General features: G+C 43.4%; 12 protein-coding genes. 1 reads left to right on the top strand and 11 read right to left on the bottom strand.

From position 1 onward, the window contains the following. Window positions 1-13: 13 nt before the first annotated feature. The 6 genes from fur to dnaE form a co-directional block, all read right to left on the bottom strand. Window positions 14-490, bottom strand: coding sequence for a ferric iron uptake transcriptional regulator (fur, locus tag LC20001_RS07395; protein ID WP_010009989.1), 477 nt, complete (start codon window positions 488-490; stop codon window positions 14-16). A 28-nt stretch (window positions 491-518) separates the two neighbouring features. Then, entirely contained in the window at window positions 519-1,397 is an 879-nt protein-coding gene (locus tag LC20001_RS07390) for a CvfB family protein (RefSeq protein WP_010009990.1), read from the bottom strand. 44 nt (window positions 1,398-1,441) lie between these two features. After that, window positions 1,442-1,906 (bottom strand): DUF441 domain-containing protein, encoded by a 465-nt coding sequence (locus LC20001_RS07385; protein ID WP_003678806.1) that lies wholly within the window; start codon window positions 1,904-1,906, stop codon window positions 1,442-1,444. Window positions 1,907-2,071: 165 nt separating this feature from the next. After that, complete coding sequence (gene pyk, locus LC20001_RS07380; RefSeq protein ID WP_003678808.1) at window positions 2,072-3,832, bottom strand: pyruvate kinase; 1,761 nt, start codon at window positions 3,830-3,832, stop codon at window positions 2,072-2,074. 78 nt (window positions 3,833-3,910) lie between these two features. Beyond that, entirely contained in the window at window positions 3,911-4,870 is a 960-nt protein-coding gene (gene pfkA / locus LC20001_RS07375; protein ID WP_003678810.1) for a 6-phosphofructokinase, read from the bottom strand. 143 nt (window positions 4,871-5,013) lie between these two features. Next, window positions 5,014-8,355: a DNA polymerase III subunit alpha gene (gene dnaE / locus LC20001_RS07370; RefSeq protein ID WP_010009991.1), complete on the bottom strand. Its 3,342-nt coding sequence runs from the start codon at window positions 8,353-8,355 to the stop codon at window positions 5,014-5,016. A 451-nt stretch (window positions 8,356-8,806) separates the two neighbouring features. On the opposite strand from dnaE, the gene LC20001_RS07365 reads away from it, so the two are divergent. Beyond that, entirely contained in the window at window positions 8,807-8,989 is a 183-nt protein-coding gene (locus LC20001_RS07365) for a YjzD family protein (RefSeq protein WP_010009992.1), read from the top strand. 38 nt (window positions 8,990-9,027) lie between these two features. Here the strand turns inward: LC20001_RS07365 and clpB are convergent, their stop codons facing one another. From clpB to ltrA, 5 genes are all read right to left on the bottom strand, one after another. Continuing rightward, a complete protein-coding gene (gene clpB, locus LC20001_RS07360; protein ID WP_056943287.1) occupies window positions 9,028-11,622 on the bottom strand; it encodes an ATP-dependent chaperone ClpB in 2,595 nt (864 codons plus the stop codon). Between the two features lie 264 nt (window positions 11,623-11,886). Beyond that, window positions 11,887-13,125, bottom strand: coding sequence for a peptidase T (pepT, locus tag LC20001_RS07355; protein ID WP_010009996.1), 1,239 nt, complete (start codon window positions 13,123-13,125; stop codon window positions 11,887-11,889). A gap of 59 nt (window positions 13,126-13,184) precedes the next feature. Beyond that, complete coding sequence (locus LC20001_RS07350; RefSeq protein ID WP_010009997.1) at window positions 13,185-14,309, bottom strand: Nif3-like dinuclear metal center hexameric protein; 1,125 nt, start codon at window positions 14,307-14,309, stop codon at window positions 13,185-13,187. Further along, entirely contained in the window at window positions 14,302-15,000 is a 699-nt protein-coding gene (locus tag LC20001_RS07345; RefSeq protein WP_010010000.1) for a tRNA (adenine(22)-N(1))-methyltransferase, read from the bottom strand. The genes LC20001_RS07350 and LC20001_RS07345 overlap by 8 nt, the downstream gene beginning before the upstream one ends. 242 nt (window positions 15,001-15,242) lie before the next feature. Then, window positions 15,243-16,625 (bottom strand): group II intron reverse transcriptase/maturase, encoded by a 1,383-nt coding sequence (ltrA, locus tag LC20001_RS07340; RefSeq protein ID WP_069700543.1) that lies wholly within the window; start codon window positions 16,623-16,625, stop codon window positions 15,243-15,245. Window positions 16,626-16,848: the final 223 nt, after the last annotated feature.

The following is a 16,848-nucleotide window of genomic DNA, read 5'->3' as shown; positions in this document are numbered from 1 at the left end:
GGGTTCCAACTCTCTATTCTTGCTTAGCTTTAGCTTCCCGATTACGCCGCTGACAATCCGCACAGATGCCTTGGAAAGTCAGTTTATGATCTTGAACTTGAAAATGATATTGCTGTTCTACAAGCCGCTCAACATCATGCAGTAGATCTTCGTGCACTTCTTGGATCTTCCCACACTGCAAACACTGTAGGTGATGATGAAAGTGATGCTGAGCACCTTCACGCCGCAGATCATAGCGGATCAATCCATCAGTAAAACTGACCTTGTTAACAATATTTAACTCGGTTAAGATTTCTAATGTCCGATATACTGTCGCCAAACCAATGTCAGGCGTAGACTCTTTGACTAGCAAATAAACTTCTTCAGCGCTTAAATGGCCCGTTTCGTTTTGCAGCAAAGAAACCACTGTTGCTTCCCGCTGTGGTGTCAATTTGAACCCAGCTTGATGTAATTGTGCCTTGATTTTTTTCACATACGCCTGATCGACCATCTTGATCCCCCGCTTTCACGCTCATCACTTATTCTTCGTTTTGTTCAACCAAAATTGTTTCGCCAGCGATCTGTTTGATCACACCCGCTTTCATCAAATGGCCTAACGCACGCTTAAACTGCCCTTTACTAATACCGAAGTATTGCTTGATATCTTCAGGACTACTTTTGTCAGTGTACGGCATTTTACCTTCTGGTTGGTGCAGTAAAACCGCTAAAATCATTTGTGCATCGTCGCCGATTGCTTCATAAGCACGTGGCCGTAAAGAAAGATTTAAGATTCCGTCAGGCCGAACACCGATCACCCGTGCCTTAACGTGCTGACCTAAACGTGGTTCTGCATCGCGTTCACTGGGGTGAATGAAACCTAAATAGTGTTCCGAAGTGAAGACATAACTGCCAACTACTTTTAGTCGATAAATCGTGCCGACAACGTTGGTATTTTTTAAACTTGCCTCAGCTTTTTTAGCCATTTGCTGGAACCGATCTTCATCAGCTAAATCGCCCCATAAACGTCCTTTATTATCAACAGTCAAGCTGACCAGTAAATAATCACCTCGTGCCGGCCATAATTGCTTCATCGTAGGTAGTTCATCCAACGAAACGACGACATCCTTATTAGGCAAACCAATGTCCACAAAGACACCTAGATCATGGCGCACCGCTACAACTGGCACAAAATCGAAGCGACCAATCTGCACCCGTGGAATTTTAGTAGTGATTTGTAACTCATGATTCTCATTTTCGTAGGCAAACCCAGTAATTGCATCGGTCACCTTATGTTCTTTAGTAAATTCGGATTTAGCCACCCGATAGGTGAAGCCATCCCGCTGTGCAAAATAATAATCCTGATTCTCATCGGTAACGGTTACCGAAATTTTTTGTCCAATTGCTTGATTTACTGCCATAATATCTCCTATCTCACATTCAGCTTTATGCTGTTTTTATTTAATTATTTGATCAATGATAATGACTGCATGACTTGAATAATTACAAAAGTTATTCCGGAAGCGATCACTGGACCAGCCGCGATGCCTTTGAATAGAACAACCCCCATAATCGTACCAAAAACCAATGCCACCGTGATTTCTGGACTTTGGGATAATAGCCCAACGCCCTTACTCGACAAGATTGCCACCAAAACACCACAAGCCACCGCAACAAAACCGACTGGCGACTTAAATGCATTCAGTAAATCCTTAAAACCGATTTGACCAGTCGCAATCGGCACCAAGATAGCGACGGAAATAACCGTCACTCCCCAATTAATGCCTTTAGCCTGAATTGTCGTTAATAATTTCTGGGTGTTAGGAATTAATTTTAAGGCTAAAACCACCAGCGATGCAATAACTAATGACTGATTTTTACCTAAAAAAGCGACCACTAAAATAATCGCTAAAAATAGCCAACTTTCCATGAAACCTCCTCAGTACCTCAACTTTGCAGATTAGAAAATCGATAATAAGGTATCTTTAATTTTATTTAGTCTATTCATGTACCATTTTTATTTCTGATCATACTTTTATTAATCATAGCACAAAAAAAAGCCGTCGTGTCAAACACGACGGCTTTAATTTAAAAATTACATTGCGTTAGAAGCACCACGATAGATGATCCCACGACGTGAATCAACTGTAATGACTTCGTCATCAGCAATCAATGAAGTAGCATCAGTTGCACCAACGACAACTGGGATACCCATTGCAATACCAACAACAGCAGCATGGCTAGTTAAGCCACCAGCTTCAACGATCAATGCGCTTGATTTTTCAATAGCTGGTAAGTAGTCTTTATCAGTTGTCTTAACAACTAAGATCCCACCTTCGACAGCTTTTTGATTAGCTTCAGCAGCTGAAGTAGCGATAACAGTCTTACCGATAACGGTTTGATCGCCAACACCTTGGCCTTCAACTAATTTTGAACCGATCAATTGAATCTTCATAACGTTAGTTGTACCACGTTCGCCAACTGGCACACCGGCAGTGATCAAGATCAAATCGCCTTCTTTAGCGAAACCTAAATCTTGTGCTTTTTGTGAAGCCAAGTTGAACATGTCATCAGTTGATGCAGGCTTGTCAGTTACGATTGGTTGAACACCCCAGTTAACGGCTAAGCCGCGACGAGTGCGTTCGTCAAAAGTAATTGCCAAGATATCTGACTTAGGACGATACTTGGAGATCATCCGGGCAGTGAAGCCAGATTCCGTAGCAGCAACGATCGTACGGATACCTAAGTTACGAGCAGTATGGGCAACAGATTGACCAATTGCTTCAGTAACATCAGTTTTGCTGAATTCCTTCAAAGCAAATGAATCTTGATCGACCATTGATTTTTCAGCACGTTCAGCGATTTTAGCCATTGTTGCAACAGATTCTACAGGGTATTTACCATTAGCACTTTCGCCAGAAAGCATTGTTGCATCAGTACCATCAAAGATAGCGTTCGCAACGTCAGTAGCTTCGGCACGAGTAGGCCGTGGGTTTTCTTGCATAGAATCTAACATTTGTGTTGCAGTAATAACTGGTTTGCCTAAAACGTTGCACATCTTGATCAAACGTTTTTGAATAATTGGCACATTTTCAACAGGAATTTCGACACCCATGTCACCACGAGCAACCATTAAACCATCAGAAACCTTTAAGATTTCGCTGATGTTGTCGATACCTTCTTGTGATTCGATCTTAGGGAAGATTTGGACATGTTCCATGTGCTTTTCTTCTAACAATTCACGAATATCTAAAACGTCTTGTGCTTTACGTACAAAACTTGCAGCGATGTAGTCAATATCATGGTCTAAACCAAAACGGATATCAGAAGCATCCCTTTCAGTGATACCAGGTAAGTTGATTGATACACCAGGAGCGTTAACACCTTTACGGGAGCCAAGTAAACCATCGTTTTGAACTTCAACGACAAGTTCTTTGTTAGCATCATCTTTTTCGGTGATCTTCATGTCGATCAAACCATCATCAAATAAGACATGGCCGCCAACATGAACGTCATCATATAAACCTGGGTAGGTAACCGCAATCTTGTCTTTAGTCCCTTCAATGGATTCATCCATTGAAATACGTGTTACATCGCCGGTTTTGAAGGCAATTTTACCTTCTTTTTCAACTGTAGTGCGGATTTCTGCACCTTTAGTATCCAGCATGAAGCCGATCATTTTACCAGTTTCTTTGGCTGCGTCACGTGCTTGTTGCATCCGGTCTTCATGTTCAGCATGATCACCATGTGAGAAGTTGAAACGGAATACGTTAGCACCAGCTTCGATCAATTTTTTGATTGTTTCTTTGTCGGAACTAGCAGGACCAAGTGTACTTACGATCTTGGTTTTCTTCATAGGTAGAATCTCTCCCTTGGAATTTTTTATAAAAAGACTTTAATGTCATTTTTATCGAATTTTGAATAACTACTTAGATTAGTAAGAAATATCGTTGTTTAAGTCAAACAATGATAATTCAGCATGGTGTTTGGAATCGAATAAATCAAGAATATCATGAGCGACGATCTTGTTATTTTCGATACCAACGGCTAAGCCGCCTTTGCCTTGTAGCAAAAGATCAACGGCATAAGCACCCATTTGTGAAGCCATAACACGATCACGGGCTGTTGGTGAACCACCACGTTGCACGTGTCCTAAGACCGTTACTCGTGTATGGAAATCACCGAATTTGCCTAATTCTTCGGCAAATTCATCAGCGTGCATAACACCTTCAGCTAAAATAATCAAGCTATGTTTCTTACCCCGGTTACGACCAGCGCGGATTTTGTCAGCAATTGCTTGCATATCAAAATCTTTTTCTGGCACGATCACGGCTTCGGCACCACCAGCGACACCAGACCATAAGGCGATATCACCAGCGCCACGACCCATAACTTCAATGACAAAAGTCCGTTCATGACTTGTTGCCGTATCGCGAATACGATCGACTGATTCCAAAACGGTATTGACCGCTGTATCGAAACCAATTGTGAAGTCAGTGTAAGGAATATCATTATCGATTGTTCCTGGTAAGCCGATTGCGTTATAACCATGTTCAGTTAAACGTAAGGCACCATGATATGAACCATCGCCGCCGATAACGACTAATGCTTCAATACCAAACTTGTTTAATTGTTCAATACCCTTTAATTGACCCTCAACTTGAGCAAATTCTGGATATCTAGCAGAATACAAGAAAGTCCCACCGCGCTGGATCTTGTCACCAACTGAGGATTCGTCCATCTTGAAGATGTCCCCGGCAACTAAGCCAGCATAACCGTAGTTGATTCCGTATACTTCTAGTCCTTCGTGGATTGCTTTCCGAGTGACTGCACGAATTGCCGCGTTCATACCCGGCGCATCGCCACCACTGGTTAAAATCCCAATGCGTTTCATTTCTTCACCTCAGGCATTTTGTTTAATTTGTTAAAGCACAAGCACCTGCACTCAAACCCAGACAATATCATACCACTTTTCAGAAAATATGTCTGCTTTATCTTTGAATTTTTCATCACAAATTCACTTTAAATCGGTTTCAATCACGGCGCCGGCAACGTTTGCGCTTTCACGACCACATTATCATCGCCTAAAACAGTCGCTAACTGTTCGACCACTTCACTGGCTAAGTCGATCCAATAATTTTGCCGCAATAATAATTTACGCTTCGTTGTCGGATAAAATAATAAAACTGGGGTTGCGCCCTTGTGTTTTTGCAACAACTTTTGCACTTGCGTGGTCTGAGTCGCCTCTAAACGCAGAAATAACATTTTTTGCGGCAATTGCTGTTCTAAATCAGCCGCCGCTTGAATTTGTTCGGCGATCAACTGCAATTCACCACGTTGGGCATCCGCTTTACCCGCCACATAAATGACTTGGCCCTTTTCCAGCCACGGACTAATTTGTCGATAAAGCCGCGGAAAAACCGTGACATCCACTTCATCGGTAGGATCATTTGCCGTCAAAAAGGCCATTTGCTCACCGCGCTTAGTCCGAATAACTTTAATACGCTTGACAAATAATAACACGGCTTGCCGTTTACCGGCCACTAATTCGCTTATCGCCACAGTCGGCTTAAGCCACTGTAAGTTGGCATATTTTTCTACGGGATGGCCAGATAAGTAGGCACCTAAATAAGTTTCTTCTTGATCTAATTTTTCCGCCAAGCTTAAATCAAGTACCGCCTCTTCCTTTAAAGCTAATTCTTCCGCCAATAATTCGCTTTGCCCACTAAAATTTGTATTGGCGATCAATTGCGGTACCCGCTTTAAGAGCGCCCCACGATTGCTATTGAACTCATGAAAAGCCGCACTATAAATCAACGGTTCTAGATAATTCATGCTCAACCACTTATCATCTAACTTGGCCAAACGTTGCAAAAATTGCTCCAACGAAGTAAAACGACCATTGGACCGCCGTTCCGCCAATAAATCAGTAACAAATTGACGCCGTAAGCCCTTGATGCATAATAAGCCAAATAAAATTTTGTTTGGGCGCCGAACAGTATAAGTTAACTGGCTCTGATTAATATCTGGCGGTAAGATCGTCAAGTGTCTTTTTTTGGCCTCAGCCAAATAGCTTTTAGTTTTAGTCGGATTACCGATCACTGAGTTCAGCAAAGCCGCAAAAAAAGCCGCCGGATAATGTGCCTTAAGGTAAGCTAATTGGAAAGCAACCATACTATAGGCGACCGCATGGGATCGATTGAAACCATAATTGGCGAAACGCTCAATATAATCATACATTTGAGTTGCCGACTCCCGGGTATAGCCACGTTTTAACGCGCCGGTGACAAATTCATCCCGTTTAGCATCGATCACGGCCTTTTTCTTTTTGCTCATCGCCCGACGCAAACTATCGGCCTCACCTAAACTAAAACCACCCATAGCTGCGGCAACCTGCATGACTTGTTCCTGATAAACAAGCACTCCATAAGTTGGGGCCAAAATGGTGGCGATCCGTTGGTCAGGATAGTCGGGCTCCTTTTGCTCATGTTTACGTTGAATAAACGTGGGAATATTTGCCATTGGCCCCGGTCGATACAACGCATTGACCGCCACGATGTCTTCGAAACTAGTTGGTTGTAATTCACGCAACACATTTTTAATACCACTCGATTCAAATTGAAAGACACCATCCGTATCACCACGCTGAAATAAAGCCAACGTAGCCGCATCGTCCAATGGTACTTGTGCAATCGGTAAAACTTGCCCGGTTTGCAACTTGATCAAATTTAAAGCGTTAGCCAAAATACTAAGATTACGTAAACCTAGAAAGTCCATTTTTAACAAGCCTAGCGCTTCAACATTTCCCATCGGCAACTGAGTCAATAAAATACCTTCGCTACCGGTTTGCAAAGGCAAATAGTCAGTAAGATCCTGATCACTTAAGACGATCCCAGCAGCATGGGTTGAATAATGTCGTGGCAACCCCTCCAGTTTAGTGGCAGTAGCAAATAAAAGTTGATTACGCGGACTATCACTGACCAAATTACGCAAACGTAAAGATTGGTCATAGGCGGTTTTTAAATCAATATGCAACACATTAGGCACAGCTTGGGACCAATCGGCCATTTCAAACTGAGTCAGCCCTAAAACGCGCCCGACGTCCCGCAATGCCTGCTTAGCTGCCAACGTCCCGAAGGTGATGATCTGCGCCATATGCTGTTGACCATATTTTTCATGCACATACTGCAGTAACTGCTCCCGTTTATTATCAGGAATATCTAAATCGATATCCGGCATGTTATGCCGTTCAGGGTTCAAGAAGCGCTCAAATAACAGATTATATTCCAGCGGATCAACTTCAGTAATGGCTAATGCATAAGCAACTAAAGCGCCGGCCGCTGAACCACGTCCTGGTCCAGTCAGAATATTGACCTTATGCGCATACTGCATGACATCCCAGATAATTAGAAAATAATCATCGAAACCCATTTTCTGGATCACGCCAAGCTCATAATCCAAGCGTTGCTGATAGGCAGGCGGAATCTTACCGTCACTAAAGCGCTGCTGCAATCCAGTTTCAGCGACCTGGCGTAAATAAACGTGGCTTGATTGCTTGGTTGGTACTGGAAACTTAGGCAACAACGAATTGTGTAGCTTGATGTCTAATTGACTAGCAGCCGCCAGTTTAGTCGTTTCAGCTGCAGCAGCTGCTAAACCATTAGCCTGATAACGCTCGGCAACCTGTGCTGCTGGCATCAAGTAATGGGTACCATCCGCCTGAGTCGTGGTATCTTCTATGGTCGTACCGGCTTTGATGTGTTGCAAAACCGTTACACTAAAAGCATCTTGTGGATCCAAGTACTGGACATCTTCTAAGGCGATCAACGGAACATTGCTCAGCTGACTTAACTGCTTTAATGCGGCTACGTATGGTTGTCCTTCTGGCTGTAAACTGACGCCAATACGTACTTGCGCCGGCGCAAGTGCCTGCAAGCGTTGTACATACCGCTGTGCTTGCGGCAAATCATTGACCGCCAATTCTGGTAATTCAGCAGCATAAGCCGGGGTAATCACCGCTAGATGACTTAAATAGGGCTGTAGCTCAGCCAAAGATAATAAAGTTTCACTAGTCATAACCTGAGTTGATAGCTTTAATAAAGCTTGGTACCCCGGATGATCTAACGCATAAACTAACAATGGCGCAGCTTGTTCTGCCGCAAACACCCCACTAGGTGCAATGGTTAAACCCAATATTGGTTGAATAGCCGCTGCTTGGCAAGCGTTATAAAAATCAATACTAGCTGATAATGATTGAAAATCAGTTAGCGCCAGCGCACCGTACCCCCGCTCCTTAGCATTTTTAACTAAATCGGCGATCGTCAATGAACTTTCAAGTAAACTATAAGCACTTTTTACTTGTAATTGTACAAAGGTCAACTCGCCACATCCTTTCTAGCGTGTCAAGGAAGATGTTCAGGATCTGAGCATCGCCTAGCAGGCAGTCCACCACGACCTACCTTGTTTGACACAGTTTCCCAATTAAAATTATTTACTAGCAAGCAGCATTAGTGAATCCCAACGATCCGCGTTGAATCAATCGTATTATGACGACTTAATTCAACCGCTCACGCAAAGCACTACATGCTAAAATGAATACTCGTTAATCATATGCGGTAACCCCTCATTACAGCAAAAGTATACCGTCAAAACACAAGGTTACTCCACAAAATCATTACTATACTAATAATTATAACAAACGAAAACAGGTTCCCCTAGTTGATTGAATTTTTTCCAACAACACTATAAAAATCACAGCTAAACAATGAATCATCGCTTTCACTTATCCGCAAATTATGCTAAAATCAGCAAAGTAGAAAGAGGTGGCGGCATGAAAGAAATTATCGTCGTTATCTGGGCATTAGTTCTTGGCCAATTAGTAGGTTACATCGGTTCCGCCGTAACTTCATTGGCGTACAGCCCAGTCACTGTGGCAATCATTTCGGCAATTTTCGGATTGATCGTTTGCATTTTACCACATGTTTTGAATACGAAAGCGACAACAAGTAAATAAAAAAAGACCGGCGTAACTCACCGGTCTTTTTTTATTTTTTATTTAGCTGTCTTATTTTCGAACACCAATTGATCATTTAACAAATTAATATTGATCGTAGTATGTGGCGCAACGCGACCGGCAATGATCTCTTTAGCTAATGGGGTTTCAACCTCACGGGTAATGAAGCGCCGTAGTGGCCGTGCCCCAAAAGCAGGATCATATCCTTGTTTAGCCAACCACTGCTTAGCACTATCCGAAATCGTTAGTGTAATTTCTTGGTTTGACAACCGTTGTTCAAGTTGTTGTAATAATTTCACTACGATTGCTTGCACATCACTTAAGCTTAACGGTGTGAACATAATAATATCGTCAATCCGATTCAAAAATTCTGGTTTAAATTTAGTTTGGATCAATTGGCGAACTTGCGCTTGACTCTCAGCCGAGATTTGGCCCTGATCATCAACCCCATTTAACAAAATCTCTGAACCTAAATTAGAGGTCATGATGATGATCGTATTTTTAAAATCAACTGTCCGGCCTTGACCATCCGTTAAACGCCCATCATCCAAAACTTGCAATAAAATGTTAAACACGTCTGAATGGGCTTTTTCAACTTCATCCAGTAAAACGATCGAATAAGGATTACGGCGTACAGCTTCAGTCAATTGACCGCCTTCTTCATAACCAACATAACCAGGTGCTGCCCCAACTAGACGTGATACGGAAGATTTCTCCATATATTCACTCATATCGATCCGCACCATATGCGATTCTGAATCAAATAAATTTTCGGCCAAAGCTTTAGCCAGCTCAGTTTTCCCCACGCCGGTTGGGCCTAAGAACAAGAATGAGCCTAAAGGTCGATTAGGATCCTGTAACCCGGCTCGTGAACGTAGAACCGCATCCGTAACCGCTGTAACAGCTTGATCTTGACCAACAACTCGTTGATGCAGGCTATCACCTAAGTGGAGTAACTTTTGCCGTTCACCTTGAACCAATTTTGCCACTGGAATCCCAGTTTCCCGGCTAACGACTGCGGCAATCTCATCATCAGTCACCGATTCTTGAACCAGCCAATCTTCTGGTCGATCTTGCTGTTCAAGCTGCGCCAGTTTCTTTTCCAGTTCAGGAATCGTCCCATGCTGCAAGCGGGCCGCTTTTTCCAGATCATAGTTGCCTTGTGCATCCTGCAACTCACGCTTAGCCTTATCTAATTCAGATTTTTTAGCATTGACTGAAGTAATATCTTCTTTCTCTGCTTCCCACTGCATCTTTAAGTTATTCGCTTCTTCCCGCAAATTACTTAACTCACCTTGTAGTTCAGCTAATCGCTTTTTAGATGCATCATCGGTCTCTTTTTTGAGGGCAGCTTCTTCGATCTCCATTTGCATCAACCGGCGGGTGACTTGATCCAACTCGGTTGGCTGCGAGTTCATTTCCACATTGATATTAGCACTCGCTTCATCGACTAGATCAATTGCCTTATCAGGTAAAAAGCGGTCGGTGATATAGCGATCGGATAAGGTGGCAGCAGCGACTAAAGCATTGTCGTGGATCCGCACACCATGAAAAATCTCAAAACGTTCCTTCAGTCCTCGCAAAATACTAATTGTATCTTCAACAGTTGGTTCTTTAATCAAAATACGCTGGAAACGTCGTTCTAATGCTTTGTCTTTTTCCATGTATTGACGGTACTCATCTAACGTAGTCGCGCCGATCAAATGAAGTTCACCACGGGCTAACATTGGCTTCAGTAAGTTACCGGCATCCATACTGCCTTCCGTTTTACCAGCACCAACAATGTTATGAATTTCATCAATAAAAAGAATGATCTGACCGTCACTTTTTTTAACGGCCTTAAGCACGCCCTTTAAGCGCTCTTCAAATTCACCGCGATACTTAGCTCCGGCGATCAAAGCGCCCATATCCAGACTAAAGATCGTTTTGTCTTTTAGGTTATCGGGAACATCTTTGTTGACGATTCGTTGGGCCAAACCTTCAACAATCGCGGTTTTACCAACACCAGGTTCGCCAATCAAGACAGGGTTATTTTTAGTTTTACGCGACAAGACACGGATCACATTGCGAATTTCTTCATCACGGCCAATAATCGGATCTTGATCACCTGTCCGCACAGCCTTGACTAAATCGATCCCGTACTTTTCTAGTGCTTGATACTGTGCTTCTTGATTTTTAGAAGTCACACGTTCACCGGCACGCATTTCAGTGATCGTTGCTTGTAATTTAACTTCAGTGATCCCAGCTTGAGTCAAAAACTGTGTCAATGGATGATATTTCAACGTCATTAACGCCAGAACAACACTTTCAGTTGCGATAAAATCGTCATTGAAACTAGCCCGCACCTGATCAGCTGCTTGCAATAATTGATATAAGTTCTGGCTCATACTTTGACCGTACTTAACGTTACCTTCAACCGCTGGCGCTTCGTCTAATAACTGATCGATCCGCGCTTCAAATTGATTCAGATCAACGCCGACTTTTTCATAAATTTTCCGCCCCAATTGACCGGGTTGAATCAAAAATTTAAATAAATGCGCCACATCAATTTCCTGATGCTTGCGCGTGACCGCAATTTGTTGTGCCTCAGCCAAGGCATCTTGAACAGCTTGAGTTAATTTTTCTGGATTCAAAATATGACCTCCCATTACATAATCATGATGCATATTCCCGTCGTACAGTACGTAACTACAAGGAATATTTTCCTACTTTAAAATAAGGTTTAGTGATTAAAAAATCGGCAGTTATTCACCGCCGACCTATCCTTTAATTATCTGATGGTTATATCATATCACGAACGTATGTTCTATACAAATATTTTGACCATCTTTAACCAATTAATCGACACCTTACGATAACATAGCATCAATCCCTTTTACCTCAGACTCAAGACTGAATTATTTCTGACTATTCAACCGCGTGATCTCTAGAATCACATCGACGGCTTTCGCCATGACTTGCTCGGAAATAAATTCGTAACGGCCATGCATATTTTCTGGACCGGCGAACAAATTAGGTGTCGGTAAGCCCATGAAGGAGATCTTTGACCCATCAGTCCCCCCGCGAACAGGTTCGATCAGTGGCTTGATATCCAAGTTTTCCATTGCCTTTTTGGCTAATTCAACACTAGTCATATCTTGTTTCAATATTTCACTCATATTATAATATTGATCAAAAATATCGAGGGTGATTCGTTCCAACCCCAATTGCTGATTTAATTTAGCCGCTAACTGGCGGGCCTTTTCTTTACGTGCTTCTAAACCATCTCGTTCAAAGTCGCGGATAATGTACGTCATGTCTGCTTCTTCAACCGTTCCATTCAATTGATACAAATGGAAGAAACCGTCCACACCAGCAGTTTTTTCGGGAACTTCTGCCTGAGGTAAACCGTTTTGAAAATCAACAGCTAATTGCAAAGCGTTGACCATCACACCCTTAGCAGTAGCGGTGTGCACGTTTTTACCTTGAATATGAACTTTCATTTCAGCTGCATTAAAGGTTTCATATTCCAATTGCCCTTCAGAACCACCATCAACCGTGTAAGCAAAGGCTGCATTGAAGTCCTTAACGTCAAAATGATCAGCACCAGTGCCGATCTCCTCATCAGGACCAAAACCAACCCGCAATTCACCATGCTTAATTTCCGGATGCTGAATCAAATATTCCATTGCCGTCATGATCTCGGTCACCCCAGCCTTATCATCACCGCCTAAAAGCGTACTGCCATCGGTGGTGATCAGAGTATGCCCAGCATAATTAGCTAAAAAAGGAAAATCAGTTGTATTCAGCGTAAACTGCCCAGCTGCATCTAACTTGATTTCTGAATGCCCGTCATAATCCTTAACGATTTGCGGATTGATCCCTTCAGCATTAAAATCAGCAGTATCAAAATGTCCTAAGAAGCCAATTACCGGCACTTCATGATCTAAGTTGCTCGGCAAAGTACCGACCACGTAACCGTTACTCGCCAAATAATGAACATTTTGTAACCCAATCGTTTGCATTTCTTCAGCCAACTTGTGAGCAAAAGCGACCAAGCTAGGAGTTGACGGAATCGTTTTTGAATCTGGATCGGACCGTGTGTTGACCTTTACATAACGTAAGAAGCGTGGAACTAGGGTTGTATAGGTTGCCATTTAACTTACCTCCAACTAATTGATTATTTTTATTGTAATCTAAATTTGACTAAATTACCTTAATTAATGAACGTAAACGGATCAGTACTTAACGTTGAAGCCATAAATGTTACATCATGCCAGTCAGCTGCTTGCGCCCACTGTTCAAACAGCGGTACTGCTTTTGCCTTAACAATGCTTTCCACATGATGACCAGGATCGATTGCCGATAGACCAGCAGCTAACATATCATGGGCGGTGTGATAGTAAACATCCCCAGTAACGAATACATTGGCGTGTTGCTGCAATACCGCCGGATAAAATTTACCGCCATCCCCACCGAGGATAGCCACCCGTTGAACCAGTTCATCAGGTTTTTGCGTGACTAATCGTAAACCGTGCAAATCAAAAGCAGCACGGGTGAATTCAGCAAATTCACGGATCGTCATTTGCTGCTGCGGTTCGCCGACACGGCCAATACCAAATTGCTCACCAGTTTTATTATCCAAGTGGAATAGATCATAGGCAGGTTCTTCATACGGATGCACACTAAACATGGCCGCTAACACCTTGTTGGTCAAATCCTCAGGAAAAACAACTTCAACCTTTGTTTCAGCAACTGCTTCGGCTTGATCAACTTGACCAATAAAGGGCTGGGCACCTGTCCCAGGTGTAAACCGTCCCGTCCCAGCGTAACTGAAACTAGCTGCTGTATAATCGCCTAACTGACCAGCACCTGCGGCAGCTAGTGCTTGACGCATGGTGGCAGCACTAGCTTGCGGAACATAAGTAGCTAATTTCATGATTTGGCGGCGATAATTAGGCTGCAGGATCTGTACATTTTGCAATTGCAGTTGTTCCGCCAACCAATCGTTCATGCCACCATTAGCACTATCCAGATTAGTATGAGCCGCATAAACTGCAATATGGTGGCGCAATAACTCTGCATACATCGCATTTTGTGGATCATCAGTCACTAAATTTTTTGCTGGCCGAAATACCGCTGGATGGTGAGCAAAAATAAAATCGATTTTTTTAGCAATCGCTTCTTTGACCACTTCTGGCCGCACGTCTAAGGTGACTAATACCCGGTGGATTGTCTGTTCCGTCGAGCCTAATTGCATCCCGATCGGGTCACCATTTTCCGCTAAATAACGCGGGGCAAATTGTTCAAAACGCTGAATAAAATCTTTTACTTTAACCATGAAGCACCTCCATAATCTGCTGATTTTCTGTCTCTAAAGCAGCGATTTTAGCCTGTGGTACATTTTGTGCTTGGGCTAAATTTGCGAGGATTCGTTGATTAGTTAACAATTGATGCTGCCACTTAGCCTGAAATACTGGTGATTGTGCCTGCATTAAATGCGGCCCAAATTTAATCTGCTGAGTCGTGTAGTTTACCGGTTGATCGCTTGGCTCAGCAACAATGATTTCATAGGTATGATTGTCTTCTCGCAAAATCGATTCAGCGACAATCGTAAACTGTTGTTGGGCGAGCCAAGTGCGGACCACATCCTCCTGTACGTTTGGTTCCAACACTAACCGTTTAACTGTTTTCAATGTCCGCCAGCCGCGTGCTAAAATATCCCGGATCAAAATTCCGCCCATACCCGCGATCACCACGGTATCGATTTGGTCACCAGCTTGAATTGCCGCTAATCCGTCAGCTAAACGCACTTGAATTTGCGTCGCCAAACCAGCATCAGTGACTGCTGCTTGCGCCCGTGAAAATGGCCCAGTAATTACTTCGCCGGCCACAGCATAATCGATTTTGCCACTAGCCACTAAATTGATCGGCACCATCGCGTGGTCCGAGCCAATATCTGCCAAGCGAGCACCCTGAGGAACAAAATTAGCAACTGCCGTTAAACGTTTTGTTAAATGATGTTTATTCACAAGATTCAATCCTTTATTTCATAGATGAAGTTATTAAAAAGCCTAACTTTGAAGACATTAATAGTTTCAAAAAACATTGTATGACTAAATAGGTCACTTCTATTGTAACAGTCAACCAAGCGCTTGAACATGCGCTACTTAGTGTTTTTTAGAAAGATTAGATAATCGAGTAGGAGGTAATTGTAAGTTACCGTCCTCTCACACCACCGTACGTACGGTTCCGTATACGGCGGTTCAATAATTTAAGCACTCTGAATTTGCTGGAGCGTCTGACTCAAGTTAATGAGTCCACGACGTTCCAGCTCTTTGTTAGTTAGGGTACGGCACAGCGTTTTACTATGCGCTGTCCGCCAGTACCCTTTACGCGTGTTAGCGGATAGCTTAGCTTCATCTTTCGTAAATCCTAATCCGCTCAAGTTGTTCTCTCTAGTTTTGGCTTTCTTCCATTGTTTCCAAATGTACTGGCGAATACGTGACCGCAGCCACGCATCTAATTCCGTGATGAACCGCTTCATTCTACCCAAGCTGTAATACTGCAACCAACCGCGCATCTTTTGACGAATCTCTGCCATTATTTGGTCTTCGGATACACCACGATTACGCTTAGTCAGCCGCCTCAATGCTTGTTTAACTCGCTGCTTCGCTGACCACACCGGATAGGGAAAAGCCCTGCCTTTAGTGTGGCCCAACGTAAAACCTAAGAACTTCATTCTGTTGGTGGCGACCACTTGTGTCTTTTCCTGATTGAGCGTGAGTTTTAACTCATGCTCGAGAAAACGAGTCACACTAGCGAGGACTCGTTGGCCCGCGCGTGGACTTTTAACAAAGATATTGCAGTCATCGGCGTAACGGACAAATTCATGACCGCGCCTAGCTAGTTCTTGGTCGAATTCGTTGAGATAAATATTCGCTAACAGTGGCGAGATCGGCCCGCCTTGCGGTGTGCCTTTCTCACTGCGTTCAAACAATTGCCCATTCATGGTGCCACTAGTCAGAAAACGGCGAATGAGCCGTAGTATCCAGCGGTCACTAATTCGCTGCTTGAGAAACTTCATAAGCATGTCATGATTAACCGTATCGAAGTAGGCCTTCAAATCCAGATCAACCACATAGTGATAACCCGCATTATCTAGCTGAACGACCTGTTGAACTGCGTCATGTGCACTGCGTTGGGGTCGAAAACCAAAACTATTGTTGGCGAAGATCTGTTCATATATCGGCGAAAGGACCTGGGCCACGGCCTGCTGGACTAGCCGGTCGATCACGGTCGGAATGCCAAGCTTACGCGTTCCACCGTTGGGCTTTGGAATTGAGACTTGCTTGACTGGTGCCGGTTTATAAGTCCCATTGGCCAATTCTGCGAGTAATTCTTCGCGATGTACTTTCAGGTACGGTTTCAATTCATCAACGGTCATACCGTCAACTCCGGCCGCCCCTTTGTTCCTGACCACACGTTGATAAGCCAAATTCAGGTTGTTGCGGGCCAAAACTAATGCTTGAAACTGAGTGCCACTCATCTTTTCTCCTTCACCGGAGGCGATACTACGCGCCCCAGTTTGTCTTTGGTCTTCCAGACCTATCATCCGCTGGCGGTCAGCTTGTTCTGTTTTCTGCGATTTTCGCATCGTCTTCACTTCCAGTCGCAATATGAGTTATTATTGTTTGGTCCTTCATGGTTACCCACTACTATGACCTCGGCTGACTCCTGTACACTTAACCAGCCATTTCTGACTTGCTTTGAACTCATATTTCCTTGTCATTTGGGTATTCCCTAAGAAAATCAGGATTGTGTGTACAGGTCTCCCCGGGTAAGAACGTCAACTTTCGTACCATGTCACCGTCAGCTTT

It is taken from the genome of Loigolactobacillus coryniformis subsp. coryniformis KCTC 3167 = DSM 20001, assembly GCF_002706425.1.
Taxonomy (GTDB): domain Bacteria; phylum Bacillota; class Bacilli; order Lactobacillales; family Lactobacillaceae; genus Loigolactobacillus; species Loigolactobacillus coryniformis.
Note: the sequence above shows the minus strand (reverse complement) of the source record. Positions and strands in the feature narration are given on the sequence as shown.